The sequence below is a fragment of the uncultured Meiothermus sp. genome (genome assembly GCF_937863175.1).
GTDB lineage: Bacteria > Deinococcota > Deinococci > Deinococcales > Thermaceae > Meiothermus.
Genome location: NZ_CALMCQ010000274.1, coordinates 1 through 14,524 on the forward strand (window position 1 = coordinate 1; position 14,524 = coordinate 14,524).

Here is a 14,524-nt window from a genome sequence, read left to right on the forward strand (position 1 = left end):
GCCCGGTGGCAGATAACCCAGGGTTTCGCCCAGTAGGTAGCCCTGGATTAACCCCAGGAAGAACACAAACCCAGCGGCAAAAACCCCGGTGAGTGCGCCCACGAAAGCGCTGTAGAGAATAAGAGCGCCGATCTGCATACCAATACCCGGCGCCCAGGAGCACCGACTACCAGGATTGTACCTGGGAAATGGGAGTGCCGCGCGTGATACGAGGTAATTCCAGGCCCAACACCCGGTAGCCGTTGCGGGTAGCGGCCCGCACCAGAACCCTGGGGTCTACCCGTTCCCACAAGAAAAGCGCTTCCTTCCGCACGTCCAGGTCGGGACTGCTGCCCCTCGAGTCGGTTCCCAGCGCCACCTCGAGCCGGTGCTTGAGGTACAAGTCCCAGGGCAACAAACCGCAGGCCAACCCCTCGTTGCTGCGTGGACACGAGACCACCTGGGTGCCCGACTGGGCCAGCATCTGTACTTCCTCTTCATCCACCTGCACCCCATGCACCAGGGTCAGGTGCGGCCCCAGTACGCCCAGCTCGGCCAGGTAGCGTACAGGGGTGGTGGCGGGCAGATGCTGGTAGCTGGGAAACCCGTACTGTAGTGGTATATCCCGCAACGGGCCCGTACTTTGGGTCATCAGCTCGGTTTCTTCGGGGCTTTCGGCCACGTGCATTTGCAGAGGGAAGCCCTCGAGCCGGGCAATCTCCACCAGTTTTTGGAGCAGCGGCGGGCTCACATTGTAGGGCGTATGGGGCGAGATACCCACCCTGACCGGACTGTCTCGGTTACGCCAATCGGACAACAGCTCCACAACCCTTCTCGCAACCAGCTCGGCGTGGTCGGGGTTGCGGTTGATGACTTCCAGGTAAGCCACGCCCGGAAGCGGGCTCTTTTCTATCAGCCACTCCACAGTCTCGGGCTTGTACACAATGTCCCCAAAACCACCCACCCCCAGCGCCCGTAGCTCGCTCAAGCCCTGTTCCGCCGCCTCCACGGTGCGCTTAGGGCCGTGGCCAATTACGTGCCGGATGAAGTTGGTGTAGCCCCCTCGAAAATAGGGAACGGAGGACAAATCCAGATGGGTATGGGCGTTCACCACGGGTGGCGTGAGGGCCTTGCCTTTGTGAACCAGGGGCACATCCGGGTAGCGTAGCTGCAACTCGGCCAGACCAGCAACTGCGGCCACGTGCTCGCCCACCACCACCAGGCCGCCTCTCAACATGGGCGTGCCGATGCCGGCGTATACAACCTCGGCCGTCCAGATTTCGGGGGTGAGATTCAGGTTTTCCTCCAACTGGGCCTGGGCTCAGAAACCTCTGACAGGGGAGATGCAACCTGCAGCTAGACCCCCAGTCGCTCCAGAACATACCGGTTCGGGCCGCGCACGAAGTCTACCGCGTGGTAGCCCTGGGCGAAGTAATGCTCAAACAGTGCGCGGCAGTGCACCCGCCACTCGTTGGCCAGGTTTGTGTCGGCCTGCAAAATCTGGCCCCAGTCCTCGGGGATTTGTACCAGGATTTGCCTTTCTGATAAACCCAGGTCGAGCTTAATCGGGGCCTGGTTCTCGAGGTGATTGGCCTGTGGAAGACCCTCCACCGCTACTACAGGCGGGGGTGCATAAATGCGGCTGAAGACCCGCTGGGAGCGCAAATCCCAGGTAGCATAGGCCCGGTCTGAGGGCGAACCGGCATTGATGCCGCTCATAACTCCATAGCAGTTGGGGATGTAGCGGTTGAAGGTTGCGCCCAGTTTACGGAGGTTGAAATGGGCATTGAGTCCGCGCAGCGGATCAAAGGTCCAGACCACCCGCTCATAACCCCTGCTCAAGGCCCAGTCGCGCTGGTAATGCTTAAGTGCCAGTCCAATGCGGCTGCTCTGATACCCCGGTAGCACCCCAGCCATGTGCGAATGGTGTTCGGTGGGACGGTTGGTGGGGAAGCCAAAAACGAAGCCCACCAGTGGCGGCCCTCCCGCCCCCCTTTCTCCCTGTTGGGAGAGAGAGGTGGCTGAGGATTCGTCCAGATAGGCCCCGGCCAGCAAAGCCCCCTCGTGTACCAGGGCCATCAGGGTTCCGCTGCGGATGGTCTCGCTGGGGTCGTTCCAGATGGCTTGCTCGAGCTGGGGAATCTCGGCGATCTCCTGAGGCTCGTGCAGTTCGCGAATCACAATGTTCATAGGGCTATCGTCAACAGTCCATAGTCAACCGTCAATAGCCTTTCGACCTTCGGGGATGGTTCTTCAATCCCGGAATTTCATATTACTGACCACCCGCCGACACATACGCCGATTTCTCGGTCAAGCTCTGAATAAAGTCGCGCTTGAGCGTCACGCCCAGGCCCGGTTTCTGGGGAACGGGCATCATACCCCCCGTGGACTCCAGGGGCTCTTCGATGATGTCTTCGTTCCAGTAGCGGCTGGCGCTGCTGGTATCGCCGGGCTTGATAAACATGGGAAGGCTGGCGACATGGATGTTGGCCGCACGGCCAATACCGGCTTCCAGCATGCCCCCCATCCAGACGGGCAGCCCGTAACTCTGGGTGATGTCGTGGATCTTGCGGCTGGCCAGAATGCCGCCCACCCGTCCGGGCTTGAGGTTAATCACCCGCCCGGCGCCGATTTCCAGGGCCTTGCGGGTGTCTTCGGGCGAGGTGATGGACTCGTCCAGGCAGATGGAGGTGGAGATGGCGGCCTGTAACCGGGCATGATCCACGATGTCGTCGAAGGCCAGGGGTTGTTCGATATAGTCCAGTCCAGCGGCATCGAGGGCCTTGAAGGTGGAGATGTGGTTAAGGCTATAGGCCGAATTAGCATCCACGGTGAGGTTGGCCTCGGGATAGGCTTCGCGCACGGCCAGGGCCAGCTTTACATCCCAACCGGGTTTTATCTTCAGCTTGATGCGCTTATAACCATCGGCCAGCCCCCTGCCCACCTTCTCCAGCGTGGCTTCGATACTGGGCTCGATGCCCAGGCTGATCCCCACCGGAATCTCGGTATGCACCCCGCCCAGTACCTTCCAGATGGGCTGGCTCAGGCTCTTGCACCAGATGTCCCAGAAGGCCATCTCGAGCGCGGCCCGAGTCATCTTGTTGCCCCGGAACCCCGCAATTTCGGCCCACAACTGCTCGGGGTTGGCGAAGTCCCTGCCCAGAATTTTAGGAAGCAGCAGTTCTTCCAGGAGCGCCCAGGCGCCCGGCAGGGTCTCCTCGCGGTAGTGCGGGGTGTACTCCATCACGGTCTCGGCGTAGCCCTCCAGGCCCTCGCCATAGAGCGTCACCACGATTAAGTGGCGCATGGTCTGCACCCCAAAGGAGGTCTCGAAGCGAAACTTGAGCGGGAGCGAGATCAGACGGAGTTCGGCTGCTTCAATTTTCATGGGAGTATGCTAACTCCGTTGCTGCCAAAACCCAATTTGAGGATGAATTTCACGAACAGTTTTATCGTGAAATAATACACAAAGGCAGGGTGAAAAAGCGAGAGCCTCCACTGGATCTCTTCCCAGGGTGAGCCTGGCTTCCTCTTCGCCAGGAGCGAACATCGGGGGAAAACAGGTTTGCTCCAAACGGAGTTGAGGGTCAAACCCAGCTCATGACCATCGAGGAGCCCCTCCGCACCGAGCCGGAGGGGAGGGACAGCACCCTGGGCAACTTAGTGCGTTGGCGGGTAGGGCACTCACCGTCGCAGTCCGCCGCCGCGGGCGCCAAGGGGAGCAGTGGGGGGTTTTGGATCGCGTCCAGGATGAAGAAACCCGGCTATCCTGTCCGGAAGGAAGCCCGGGCTCGAGCAGATCTACCGAGGAGTTTGGTAGCTCAGGGGGTAGGCTCGGGGCGTACTGCTACCAGGAACTTGTGGGGCTGGTACGCCCCGTACCCGGAGGCTCGAGCCGCTCCTTGCCAAAATAGGGCCGGACAGCCTCTGGCACATTTACCGTACCGTCTTCGTTCTGGTGGTTTTCTAAGAGCATCACCAGGATGCGGGGAGTGGCCAGGGCGGTGTTGTTGAGGGTGTAGGCGTAGCGCACTTTGCCCTGCTCGTCACGGTAGCGCAGATTGGCGCGGCGGGCCTGCCAGTCCAGCAGGGCCGAGCAGGAGTGGGTTTCGCGGTAACGGTTTTCGCTGGGAACCCAGGTTTCCAGGTCTACCTGACGGTATTTGCCCAGGCCCATGTCGCCGGTGGACACCTCCAACACCCGGTAGGGCAGCTTTAGGGCCTGCAAGATGCCCTCGGAAATATTCAGCATGGCGTCGAACCACCTTTTCGACTCTTCCAGCTCGGCCTTGCACAGTACATACTGCTCGACCTTGTTGAACTGGTGTACGCGCATCAGGCCGCGCACGTCCTTGCCCGCCGAGCCTGCCTCGCTGCGGAAGCAGGGCGAGAGGGCGCAGTAGGTTTTGGCCAGCTCACCTTCGTGCAGAATTTCTCCGGCGTGCAGGTAGTTGAGCAGTACCTCGGCGGTGCCAGCCAGGAAGGCATCCTCACCGTCCACTGCATACACCTGGTCGCGGGCGACAGGGAACTGGCCGTGTCCATAGAGCACTTCTTCCTTGGTCAGGCTGGGAACGCTCAGGGGCGTGAAGCCAGCTTTAACCATCTGGTCGAGGGCAAAGCGCAGGAGGGCTTGCTCGTAGACCATCAGGTCGCCCCGGAGGATATAGGAGCGCGAACCCGAGACCCTGGCGGCGCGCTCGAAATCGCCCCAGCCGTTTTTTTCGATGAGTGCAAGGTGGTCGAGCGGCTCAAAAAGGAACGTACGGGGGCTACCATGGACTCGAGTCTCCACGTTGAAAGAGTCGTCGGGGCCGACGGGCGCACCCTCCCACGGAATGGTGGGCGTGAGGTATAGCAGGTTCTTGAGCCGGGCTTCCAGCTCGCGCAATTGCGGCTCTAGTTCGGCCAACTGTTGCCCAATCGCCTTGCCTTTTTCGATCATGTCCGCTCGTTCTTCGGGCCGGGCCCTGGCGGCGGCTCTGGCATTGGCGTTGCGTTCGGCCTGAAGCTGCTCGGTTTTTCGCTTGAGGTCGGAAACCTGCGCGTCCAGGGCCAGCAACTCGTCGAGATTGAGCGTCCCGGCCTTCTGCTCGAGGGCCTCGCGGACGACTTCGGGGTTTTCGCGAATGAATTTGATGTCGAGCATAGCCACGTCCAGAGTCGAGGTTGGGGTCAAGAGTCGGCGATTTTAGCAAATGACGCTAGACCCTCGACTGTCATTCTATGACCCTCGGCACTTTGAACTGGCCATCTTCTTGTTCGATCGCTACCGACAGGGCTTCTTGCTGGCTCAGTGAAGGCCGGATTTGGTCGGCCCGCAGGCGGTTGGTGGTCTCTACCGGGCGGGCCATCTCACTCAGACCTTCGGTATCGAGCGCACCCAGCTTTTCGAAAAACCCCACTATCGAGCGCAGCTCGCCCTCGAGTTTGACCTCCTCCTCGGGGGTGAGGGCCAGCCGCGAAAGCCTGCCCAGATTGTGAACCAGTTCGGGAGTAATCTCCATATGCGCCATTCTAACGCGCTGGAAGAGGGAGATCATAGGCTGGAAGCCGAATGCTCTGGGCCAGACTCCAGGGGGGCACAGGCGGGAAGACAAAGTGAGTCCAGCGATCTCGAGCCCTGAAGTGGATCCGAATATGACCCGTTCTTAACGGTGCCCTGCGGTGCTGCTGGTGGATTTGGTGACGGGATCCGGACCTGTAGGGGTGGCTTAGATGCGTTTTTGTTTGACCCCTCGAGGTAGGCTATTTTCATGTCGCCAGAAGAGTTCAAGCGTCTGGGTTATGAACTGATTGATTTCATAGCCGAATACCGTGTCGGGGTTGAATCCCTGCCGGTGATGTCACAGGTGCAGCCGGGGGCCATCAAGGCCATGTTTGCACCCGATCCGCCACGACAGGGGGTGGGTCTGGCCGGGATCCAGAACCATTTGCAAGCCTTGCTTCCGGGCCTAACCCACTGGCAAAGCCCCAACTTTTTTGCCTGGTTTCCCTCCAACGCGCCGCTTTCTTCGGTGCTGGCCGATCTGGTCGCAACGGGGCTGGGGCAGACCGGCATCACCTGGCAGGCCAGCCCGGCCCTGACCGAGCTCGAGGAAGTCATGACCGACTGGCTGCGCCAGATGTTTGGCTTGCCCGAGACCTTTCAAGGGGTGATTCAGGACACGGCTTCTACGGGCAGTCTGGTAGCACTGCTTACGGCCCGGGAGCGGGCTACCCAGTACTCCCAGGAGCGGGGCGGCCTCCAGGCCGAAGAAAAGCCTCTCACGGTCTATGTCTCCGACCAGGCCCACAGCTCGGTTCCCAAGGCTGTGCTGCTGGCCGGATTTGGCCGGGAGAACCTGCGCCTGATCGAGACCGACGAGACCTACGCCATGCGAACAGATGTACTCGAGGCAGCCCTTCGGCGCGACCTGGCAGAAGGGCATAAACCGTGCGTGGTGGTGGCCGCTGTGGGCACTACCGGCACAACCGCCATTGATCCAGTGCGCAACATAGCCGAACTCTGCCAAAGGTATGGCATCTGGTTGCATGTGGATGCGGCCATGGCGGGGTCTGCCATGATTCTTCCGGAGTGCCGCTGGATGTGGGAAGGTATCGAGCAAGCCGACTCGATTGCCATTAACCCGCACAAGTGGCTGGGCGTAGCCTTCGACTGTTCGCTCTACTATGTGCGCGAGCCGCAACACCTGATCCGGGCCATGTCCACCAACCCGTCCTATCTACACTCCACCACCCATGCCGAGGTCAAAAACTACAAAGACTGGGGTATCCCGCTGGGGCGGCGCTTCCGGGCGCTCAAAATCTGGTTCACCCTGCGCGACCAGGGAGTAGCAGGGCTGCAAGCACGGCTACGGCGCGACATTGCCAGCGCCCGATGGCTGGAAGTCCAGATCAAGCAAGCACCCGGATGGGAATTGCTGGCGCCGGTGCCGCTCCAGACGGTGTGTGTCCGGTACAACCCAGGGGGCCTCTCGCCCGAGCAGTTAGACCGGCACACCCAGGACTGGGTGGCCCGTGTCAACCGCACGGGCCGGGCCTTTCTGACCCCTGCACTGCTGCAAGGGCGCTGGATGGCCAGGGTCTCGATTGGGGCGGAAAATACCGAACAGAGCCATGTGGAAGCCCTGTGGGCCCTGATGCACCAGGAAGCGCAGAAGGTGGAAATTGGCGCCTGATCGCCCCGAATTCTACCGGCCTGTGCCCACCGAGGATGGCTCGCTCACCCTGGTGCACCCGGTATTCGGCGAAGCCTACAGCTCCCGCCACGGGGCCTGGATGCAGGCCAGCGAACTCTATCTGAAGCTGACCCAGACCCAACTGCACCCCTCCCCCCGTGTTTTGGAAATTGGCTTTGGCCTTGGGATGAACTTCCGGGCCGCACTGGAGAGCTGTGTGCGGCGTGGGGTGTACCTGGAATACCTGAGCTACGAAGGGTTCCCGGTCTCCCGCGAAGTTCTCGAGTGGGTAGAGGTTCCTCTTTCGGACCCGGTACAGGCCATCTGGAACGGGGTGCTAATCAACTGGCCCACCCATCCTCAAAGGCCTTTATTTCTGGGCGGATCCTGGGGAAGCCTCGAGGTTCGCTACGAAAACGTGACCAAGGCCGTATATCCCACCAATTGGGCCAGTGCCATTTACCTCGACCCCTTCAGCCCGGCAGTGAATCCGGAACCCTGGAAACCGGCCGTGCTGCATCAACTTTATACTTCGTCGCAACCCGGGGCCTACCTGGCTACCTACTCGGTGGCGGGGCGGTTTCGCCGTGATCTACATACTGCCGGATTTGCGGTAAAAAAAGTGCCCGGTGTTGGCAAAAAAGAATGGACAGTAGGCCGGAGGGTATAAAGGGGTTGCTTTACGGGTCTGTGGGGTGGGTGGCTGGACCCAAGAATCTTTTTTGCTGCAGACGATGCTTTAAGGGATCTCCACACCAGTTTTTTATCCCGCGAGGGCGGTTGCCGTAGCGGGCGCACCCAGTCGTGGAACCCAGAGGCCGTTTCAAAGCAGTCAATTCAAAACGGCCCTGGCGCCCCGATCAGGCTGTTCAATCCCAGACACTGCTGAAATCGGGCCTGGCCCTTGTGTGCAGGGCGATCCCTCCGTACACTTGCCCAATGGCGGAAGTTCGGGGTGTAATCTCGAAGCCCAGCATACAGACCTATGCGGTGGCTGCAGGCCTGATCGGCATGGGCGCAATCCTGGCTGCACTCGCTGTGGCGGGCTGGTTGCAGGGCGCCGAGCCGAGGTGGACGGTCATCTTGTTTGGGATATTAGGGCTGTACATGGTTTTTCTGGGTGTGGACGAAGGCTGGCTGAGCGGCCTCGAGGTCACCCCCACTCGGCTACGCATCCGAGGCTTTGGTCGTTGGGAGGAGCATTCCTTAAAAAAAATCGAAGCGGTGGATGGCCTGCGGGATGTACTGGGGGGAGGTATGCAGATGGTGTTGATCGCATCCGGGCGTGATCCTGTTCGCGTTCCGCTGCGTCGCTATGGCAACTCCGGCCAACTGGCCCAGGCAGTGCTGGATGCAGTTTGGTTGGAAAATGAGGACGTAATCGTAATGCCCAGGCTGCTGCGACGCCTGGGCACCCCGCCCTTCGGGGTGCTGGGTGAAAAAAAGTCGCGTCGGTAGGCGATCACGACTTTCCACTTTCATACTGCTGTTGAGCCTGGTTTCTGACCACAAAAGCGCTGGCTCTGTTGCCAGAGCGGTGATTGGCAACCGTACCGCGCCCACCAACGCCTTGGAGGAATTCACACCTGCTCAGGGCGGTCTTTTCGATTCACTGGCAAAACGTTAGGGTAAACGGTATGTAAATTATGATAAGGCGGTGGAGTTAATCTGGGTGGTTGCTGCCTACGCCATGGGGCTGCTGGCTAGTCGCACTGGCCTACCGCCCTTAGTCGGTTTTCTTGGGGCTGGGTTCGCGCTGTGGGGCCTGGGCCATCAAGACAGCGAACTACTCGGTGAAATTGCGCATATCGGGGTATTGCTGCTGCTGTTTACCCTGGGACTAAAACTGCGCTTTGCCAGCCTGGTTCGTTTGGAAGTGCTGGGGGTAGGGGGTATCCACCTGATGGTGTTGGCCCTGCTTCTAGGGCTGCTTACCCTGTTTCTGGGCCTCGGAACCAGTGCTGCCCTCTTTGTGGGGCTGGGGCTGGCTTTTTCCAGCACCGTACTCGCTATAAAGTTGCTTGATGACCGGCGGGAGCTTTCCACCTTTCACGGGCGGATCGCGGTGGGAATCCTGGTTTTGCAGGATCTGGTGGCGGTGGGACTTCTGGCCTATGCAGGCGCCAAAAACCCTACACCCTGGTCGCTACTCCTGTTTGCTCTTCCCTTGCTGCGCCCCATAGTGGGCTGGATTCTACAAAAAAGCGGTCACGACGAGCTGCTTCTACTTTATGGGCTGGGGCTGGCACTGGGTGGGGCCAGCCTGGCCTCGAGCCTGGGCGTCTCCCCCGAGCTGGGGGCACTGCTCATGGGTGCAGCCCTGGCCGGCCACCCACAGACCTCGGAGATATCGCGCACCTTGTGGGGGCTAAAAGAAGCCTTCCTGGTGGCTTTTTTTCTGCAAATTGGACTCATGGGCCTGCCGTCGGTCGAAAGTCTGGGGGTGATACTGGGCTTTTTACTATTGTTACCCCTAAAGGCCATCCTGTTCTTTGCTTTGTTTGTAAGGTTTGAGCTACGCGCCCGTACGGCGTTCGTTGCAAGCGTGGCCCTGTCCAGCTACGGCGAGTTTGCCCTGATTATCAGCATAGCCGCCATCGAAGCGAACCTGATGCCCGAGACCACCATGCAGCTGATAGGCCTGGTGGTCGCCATCTCGCTTGCTCTAGCCGCTCCACTTAACCGCTCGGTGCATGCCCTCTACCAGCGTTTTGAGCCGTTTCTTACGCGCTTCGAGCGCAAAGGCTACCATGTGGATGACGAACCCACCAGCCTGGGCGGGGCCGAGTGGCTGGTGGTCGGGATGGGGCGCACCGGTGGGGCCGCCTACAAGATGCTCGAGGGTCGCGGGTTGCGGGTGCTGGGCCTGGATGCCGACGAAGACAAACTGGACGCCCACCGCGCCAAAAAACGTCAGGTGCGCTATGGCGATGCCGAAGACCCCGCGTTGTGGGAACGCCTGGACTTGACGGGCCTCAGGGGGGTGTTGCTGGCCCTGCCCGACCTCGAGGCCAAAGTGCGTGCCATCCAGGGCCTTCGGGCAAGGCAGTTCGCCGAAACCATTGCCGTCACCTGCTACTATCCGGAAGACGAGTTCACTCTTCGGCAGGCCGGGGCCAGCCTGATCTCCCACCCTTTCGCCGAGGCCGGGGAGCGGCTGGCCGAACGTGCGCTGGGCCTCAACCTGACGGACGATTTGCACGAATCAACCCGGTAGGTTCCGCAACCGAGAATGCGCTTCAGCAAGAGGAGCGCAGTGTGCTGGCACCCACCCATCGAACCCAGAGGCGGCCCGGAGCGGGAAGTTTGTTGCGTCTGGGTCTCAATCTTTGGGGAATACCACAACCTGACTGGCATCCACCTTAATGTTCACGCGGCTTCCCACCGGCAGGATCTCGGCAGAGGGTCGGATGGCATGGATGATTCTGCCATCCTCGAGCTGTAACTGGTACTGTACCGATGCTCCGAAAAACCGAACCTCGGTGATGATGGCCTGGCCCGTAGCATCGGGGAAGAACCCAACATCATCGGGTCTCACCATCAGCTCAACCTGCTTTGAAACAGGGTTTTGCAGACTGGTTAGAGGGAATGAACCGAACGCACAGTGAACGGTTCTTCCTTCAACCGTCCCCTCTATAAAATCGGCTTTGCCGACAAAGTTGGCCACAAATCTACAGTGGGGCCGGTGGTATATGTCTACTGGGCTGCCAAGTTGCTCGAGTTTGCCGTCTCGCAACACCCCAACCCGGTCGGAAAGAGAGAAGGCTTCTTCCTGGTCGTGGGTAACCAGAATGGTGGTGGCGCCCTGTTCTTTGAGGATGCGCTTGGTCTCCTTACGCAGTTCCTCTCGTAGAGCGGCATCAAGGTTAGAAAAAGGCTCGTCCAGCAGTATCACCCGAGGCCGGGGGGCCAGAGAGCGAGCCAGAGCTACACGCTGCCGCTGGCCCCCAGAAAGTTCGTGTGGATAGCGTTTTGCCAAGCTGGAAAGCCCGGTAAGCGCCAGCAACTCTTCTACCCGGTTCCCGACCTGCTCTTTTCGGAAACCCTTCAGTCCAAATGCAATATTGTGTGCTACCGACATGTGCGGAAACAGGGCATAGTCCTGAAAGACAATGCCTATGCCCCTTTTTTCCGGTAAGACCCAGGTCTCAGACGAAGCCACGGTCTCCCCTCCAATACTCACCGTTCCATTTTCAGGACGTTCAAGCCCAGCAATCAGCCTCAAGATGGTTGTTTTGCCGCAGCCAGAGGGGCCAAGGAGGGAGAAGAACTCGCCCTGGCCTATGGTCACGGTGAGACCTACAACGGCCTTAGTGGCTCCATAAGACTTGGAGACGCCCTCGAGCTGGACGCAGGCCCGGCCCGCATCAAAGCTCCTGGTGGTTGGGTTCCTTACCGAAAAGATCATCTCTAACACCTTATCTCAGTTTTTGATGTTTCCTAACCGCACGAGAAAGACTACCGGCAACAGGCCGACCAGCACAATGATTAGCGCAGGCAGGGATGCACCGCTCCACAAAGACTCTGCGGCCATCTGCCACACCCAGATCGCTAAGGTATCCTGACCAAAGGGGCGCAGCATCATCGTAATGGGCAGTTCCTTCATCACATCAGCAAAGACCAGGGTTGCTCCGGCTAGCATACCCGGTAAGATCAGCGGAAACTTAATCTGCCACAACAACCTCCACGGCGAGGCTCCGAGTACACGTGCTGCGGCTATAATATTCGGTGTAATCTTTTCCAGACTGGCATCAATGCTACTGAAACTATTGGCTATAAACCGAACCACGTAGGCGTAAACCAGTCCCACCACCGATCCGGTCAGCACGAGACCCACATCTACTCCCCTCACTTGCAGCAAGAAATTATTCAGTGCATGATCAAAGGCCGAAAGCGGCACCATAATACCCACCGCAATGACCGCACCCGTCATGGCGTAGCCGCTGGTGGCGAGCCTGCCAAGGACAAACGCTACCCTGCTCGAGGAGAGCCGGATGCCACTTGCTATGAGTAACGCGGTGAGGGTCGCAAAAAAGGCTGCTAAGGCCGAGAGCACGATGCTATTCCTGGCCAGCTCTGCATATACCGCCAGCGTACCCGGTGGCTGCCGGGGAAGCTCCTGCAACGTCCAGGCTAGTAGTTGCCCCGCCGGCAGCACGAAGGCGACCGCCACTACCAGCAGACTGCCAGCCAGGGCCATCCAGCCTCGCCAGCCCACCAGTGGGACCGCAGCAATTCGCGGTGCTTTGCCTCCGGTCTGGAAGTAGCGGCTTCGTCCTCGCATGGCATGCTCGAGCAGAAGCACCACCAGTGCCACCAGCGCCAATAGCCCGGCCAGCTCGGAGGCCGCGCGCAAATCCATCATGCCGTGCCAGACACGAATTACGCCGTCAGACAGGGTCGGGAAATTGAAGAAGCGGACGGTGGCAAAATCGGCGAGCGCCTCCATAATAGCCAGTGCCACCCCAGCGACAATGGAAGGTCTGGCCAGGGGTAACACCACCCGAAAAAAAACCATCGTCGGACTGTGTCCCATGGTACGGGCTGCCTCCAGGAGCGCCCCGCTCGTCTCGCGAAAGGCGGCCCTGGCCAACAGATAGACGTATGGATATAGAACCAGAGTCATGACCAGGATGGCACCGATTCCGGAGCGGATCTCCGGAAACCAGCCCATATCCGTAAAATGCGGACGCAAGGCGGTCTGAACCGGGCCAGCCGTGTCAAAGGTGGCCATATAGACATAGCCCTGCACATAAGCAGGTACCGCCATCGGCAGAACCAGAAGCCACTCCAGCAGACCCCGACCTGGAAACCGGTAGGCGGTCACCAGCCAGGCCAGGCTTACCCCCAGGATCAGGGTGCCAGTACCCACACCCAGCACCAGGAGCAGCGTATTGCCCATCATCACCGGAAGCAAAGTTCTCCAGAGATGCGTCCAGACCTCCTGGGTTGGGGTGAGCAGGGCCGACCCGACCACCAGTACCGGTAGTACCACCAGCGCCACCAGCAGAAATGGCAGCATGGGCAGGCTGCGTAGACCCTGCCCATGTTGCTTAATTTTCGTCAGCAGCATCACCTATAGCCGGCCTCGTCCAGTAGCCGGATGGCGTCGGCCTGGAGTCTGCCATGCTGAGCCATGTCAATAGGGTCTCTGAGGTATGCGCCAAAGGCAGCAATGATGGGATGAGGGGTTACGTTAGGGTTGGCTGGAAACTCGTGGTTGGTATCGGCAAACAACCGCTGCCCGCGAGGGCTGCTGAGCCACTCCAGCAAGACCACGGCATTGGCTCGGTTGGGTGCATGTGCGGTTATGCCTGCGCCGCTGATGTTGACATGCGCTCCCCTGGCACCTGCGCCCTGGTTGGCCCAGAAAATGCGAATCGGGAAATTGGGGTTGGCCTCGAGCAGGCGTCCAAGGTAGTAGTGGTTGGTAATGGCCACATCCCCACCCCCAGCGGCCAGCGTTTCCAGAATACGGGTATCGCTGTCAATCAGAGTGGGGCGGTTAGCAACCCATCCTCTCACAATCTCCAGGGCCCGCTCACGACCATGTGCAGCGATCAGGCTAGCGACCAGCGACTGGGTATACGAGTGCGTGGCGGGACGCATCACAAGGCGACCCCGCCATCTGGAGTCGGCGAGTGCTTCGTAGGTGGACAAGTCCTCTGGCCGCACCCGATCCGGGTGGTACATGATGGTGCGGACGCGCTGGGTAAGTGCAAACCAGCGGTTGCCGGGATCGCGCAGCCTTGCCGGTATATGGGTGGTCAGTACTCTGCTATCCACCGGCGACAGCAGACCCGCTTCAGCCGCGAGCCACAGGTTACCCACGTCCACCGTTAAATACACGTCGGCAAGGGTATGCCTCCCCTCCGCTCGAATGCGTTCACGTAACACCGCATCGCTGCCGGTGGTAAAGCGAACGGCTATACCCGTTTCTCTGGTGAATTCCTCAAATACCCGTTCCACTCCGTAATGTCGGGCGGTATACAGGTTGACTACGCCTCGAGATTGGGCCTGAACAAAACTTAGCAACCACATGAGTCCTACGATTACTACTGCGTACTTGCTCACTTTATTGCCTCCTTGCTTATCCATGTAGTAAGCCATGCCTGGCTACAGCGTGAGTCTATTCACGAACCGATTTAATGTCAAGTATTCCGCTCGGAATTAGGTATTTATTGAGACTGTCTACCATTAGCGAGTCCCGCGTAAGGCTCTGGAATCATTTATCAGAAGTTTGAACCCTCACCCGGAACACCCTTTGGACGGGGGTTATGAACCCGAGACACCACAAAAACCTCGGTCAGTATCGCTTTTCTCAGATAGTCGTACCAGGCGAGTTTTTGATCCTCTCGCGGTTT

Annotated in this window: 12 protein-coding genes; 4 read left to right on the plus strand and 8 right to left on the minus strand. The window is 59.6% G+C overall.

The window, feature by feature from the left end; all coding sequences use genetic code 11:
• Positions 1 to 166: 166 nt before the first annotated feature.
• The 5 genes from Q0288_RS10215 to gatC form a co-directional block, all read right to left on the minus strand.
• Positions 167 to 1,288, minus strand: coding sequence for an amidohydrolase family protein (locus Q0288_RS10215; protein ID WP_299430048.1), 1,122 nt, complete (start codon positions 1,286 to 1,288; stop codon positions 167 to 169).
• Between the two features lie 47 nt (positions 1,289 to 1,335).
• Positions 1,336 to 2,169, minus strand: a complete 834-nt coding sequence (locus Q0288_RS10220) for a GNAT family N-acetyltransferase (RefSeq protein ID WP_299430050.1) — start codon at positions 2,167 to 2,169, stop codon at positions 1,336 to 1,338.
• A gap of 82 nt (positions 2,170 to 2,251) precedes the next feature.
• Complete coding sequence (gene menC / locus Q0288_RS10225) at positions 2,252 to 3,367, minus strand: o-succinylbenzoate synthase (protein WP_299430052.1); 1,116 nt, start codon at positions 3,365 to 3,367, stop codon at positions 2,252 to 2,254.
• 459 nt (positions 3,368 to 3,826) lie between these two features.
• The gene (serS, locus tag Q0288_RS10230) at positions 3,827 to 5,128 is read right to left on the minus strand and encodes a serine--tRNA ligase (protein WP_299430067.1); all 1,302 of its coding nucleotides are present in this window, start codon (positions 5,126 to 5,128) and stop codon (positions 3,827 to 3,829) included.
• 70 nt (positions 5,129 to 5,198) lie between these two features.
• Positions 5,199 to 5,486, minus strand: coding sequence for an Asp-tRNA(Asn)/Glu-tRNA(Gln) amidotransferase subunit GatC (gatC, locus tag Q0288_RS10235; RefSeq protein ID WP_299430054.1), 288 nt, complete (start codon positions 5,484 to 5,486; stop codon positions 5,199 to 5,201).
• Positions 5,487 to 5,735: 249 nt separating this feature from the next.
• Here gatC and Q0288_RS10240 point away from each other — a divergent pair, with 249 nt between their 5' ends.
• The 4 genes from Q0288_RS10240 (at position 5,736) to Q0288_RS10255 (ending at position 10,377) form a co-directional block, all read left to right on the plus strand.
• Positions 5,736 to 7,160 carry a pyridoxal-dependent decarboxylase gene (locus Q0288_RS10240; protein ID WP_299430055.1) on the plus strand — a complete coding sequence of 475 codons (1,425 nt, stop codon included), beginning with the start codon at positions 5,736 to 5,738 and terminating at the stop codon, positions 7,158 to 7,160.
• Positions 7,150 to 7,830: a tRNA (5-methylaminomethyl-2-thiouridine)(34)-methyltransferase MnmD gene (mnmD, locus tag Q0288_RS10245; protein ID WP_299430057.1), complete on the plus strand. Its 681-nt coding sequence runs from the start codon at positions 7,150 to 7,152 to the stop codon at positions 7,828 to 7,830. The genes Q0288_RS10240 and mnmD overlap by 11 nt, the downstream gene beginning before the upstream one ends.
• A 269-nt stretch (positions 7,831 to 8,099) precedes the next feature.
• A complete protein-coding gene (locus tag Q0288_RS10250; RefSeq protein ID WP_299430059.1) occupies positions 8,100 to 8,618 on the plus strand; it encodes an amino acid ABC transporter permease in 519 nt (172 codons plus the stop codon).
• 199 nt (positions 8,619 to 8,817) lie between these two features.
• Positions 8,818 to 10,377: a cation:proton antiporter family protein gene (locus tag Q0288_RS10255; protein ID WP_299430061.1), complete on the plus strand. Its 1,560-nt coding sequence runs from the start codon at positions 8,818 to 8,820 to the stop codon at positions 10,375 to 10,377.
• A gap of 105 nt (positions 10,378 to 10,482) precedes the next feature.
• On the opposite strand, the gene Q0288_RS10260 is transcribed toward Q0288_RS10255, so the two are convergent.
• Genes Q0288_RS10260 through Q0288_RS10270 form a run of 3 tightly spaced genes read right to left on the minus strand, consistent with a single transcriptional unit; the run spans position 10,483 to position 14,234 of the window.
• Complete coding sequence (locus tag Q0288_RS10260; protein ID WP_299430063.1) at positions 10,483 to 11,568, minus strand: ABC transporter ATP-binding protein; 1,086 nt, start codon at positions 11,566 to 11,568, stop codon at positions 10,483 to 10,485.
• A gap of 15 nt (positions 11,569 to 11,583) precedes the next feature.
• Positions 11,584 to 13,233 carry an iron ABC transporter permease gene (locus Q0288_RS10265; protein WP_299430069.1) on the minus strand — a complete coding sequence of 550 codons (1,650 nt, stop codon included), beginning with the start codon at positions 13,231 to 13,233 and terminating at the stop codon, positions 11,584 to 11,586.
• Positions 13,233 to 14,234, minus strand: a complete 1,002-nt coding sequence (locus tag Q0288_RS10270) for an extracellular solute-binding protein (RefSeq protein ID WP_299430065.1) — start codon at positions 14,232 to 14,234, stop codon at positions 13,233 to 13,235. The genes Q0288_RS10265 and Q0288_RS10270 overlap by 1 nt, the downstream gene beginning before the upstream one ends.
• Between the last annotated feature and the right edge of the window lie 290 nt (positions 14,235 to 14,524).

Bases quoted from the DNA above. Each gene is read 5' to 3' on its own strand.
- Q0288_RS10220 (WP_299430050.1), bottom strand. From the start codon at position 2,169: ATGAACATTGTGATTCGCGAACTGCACGAGCCTCAGGAGATCGCCGAG.
- menC (WP_299430052.1), bottom strand. From the start codon at position 3,367: ATGAAAATTGAAGCAGCCGAACTCCGTCTGATCTCGCTCCCGCTCAAG.
- serS (WP_299430067.1), bottom strand. From the start codon at position 5,128: ATGCTCGACATCAAATTCATTCGCGAAAACCCCGAAGTCGTCCGCGAG.
- gatC (WP_299430054.1), bottom strand. From the start codon at position 5,486: ATGGAGATTACTCCCGAACTGGTTCACAATCTGGGCAGGCTTTCGCGG.
- Q0288_RS10240 (WP_299430055.1), top strand. From the start codon at position 5,736: ATGTCGCCAGAAGAGTTCAAGCGTCTGGGTTATGAACTGATTGATTTC.
- Q0288_RS10250 (WP_299430059.1), top strand. From the start codon at position 8,100: ATGGCGGAAGTTCGGGGTGTAATCTCGAAGCCCAGCATACAGACCTAT.
- Q0288_RS10260 (WP_299430063.1), bottom strand. From the start codon at position 11,568: ATGATCTTTTCGGTAAGGAACCCAACCACCAGGAGCTTTGATGCGGGC.
- Q0288_RS10265 (WP_299430069.1), bottom strand. From the start codon at position 13,233: ATGCTGCTGACGAAAATTAAGCAACATGGGCAGGGTCTACGCAGCCTG.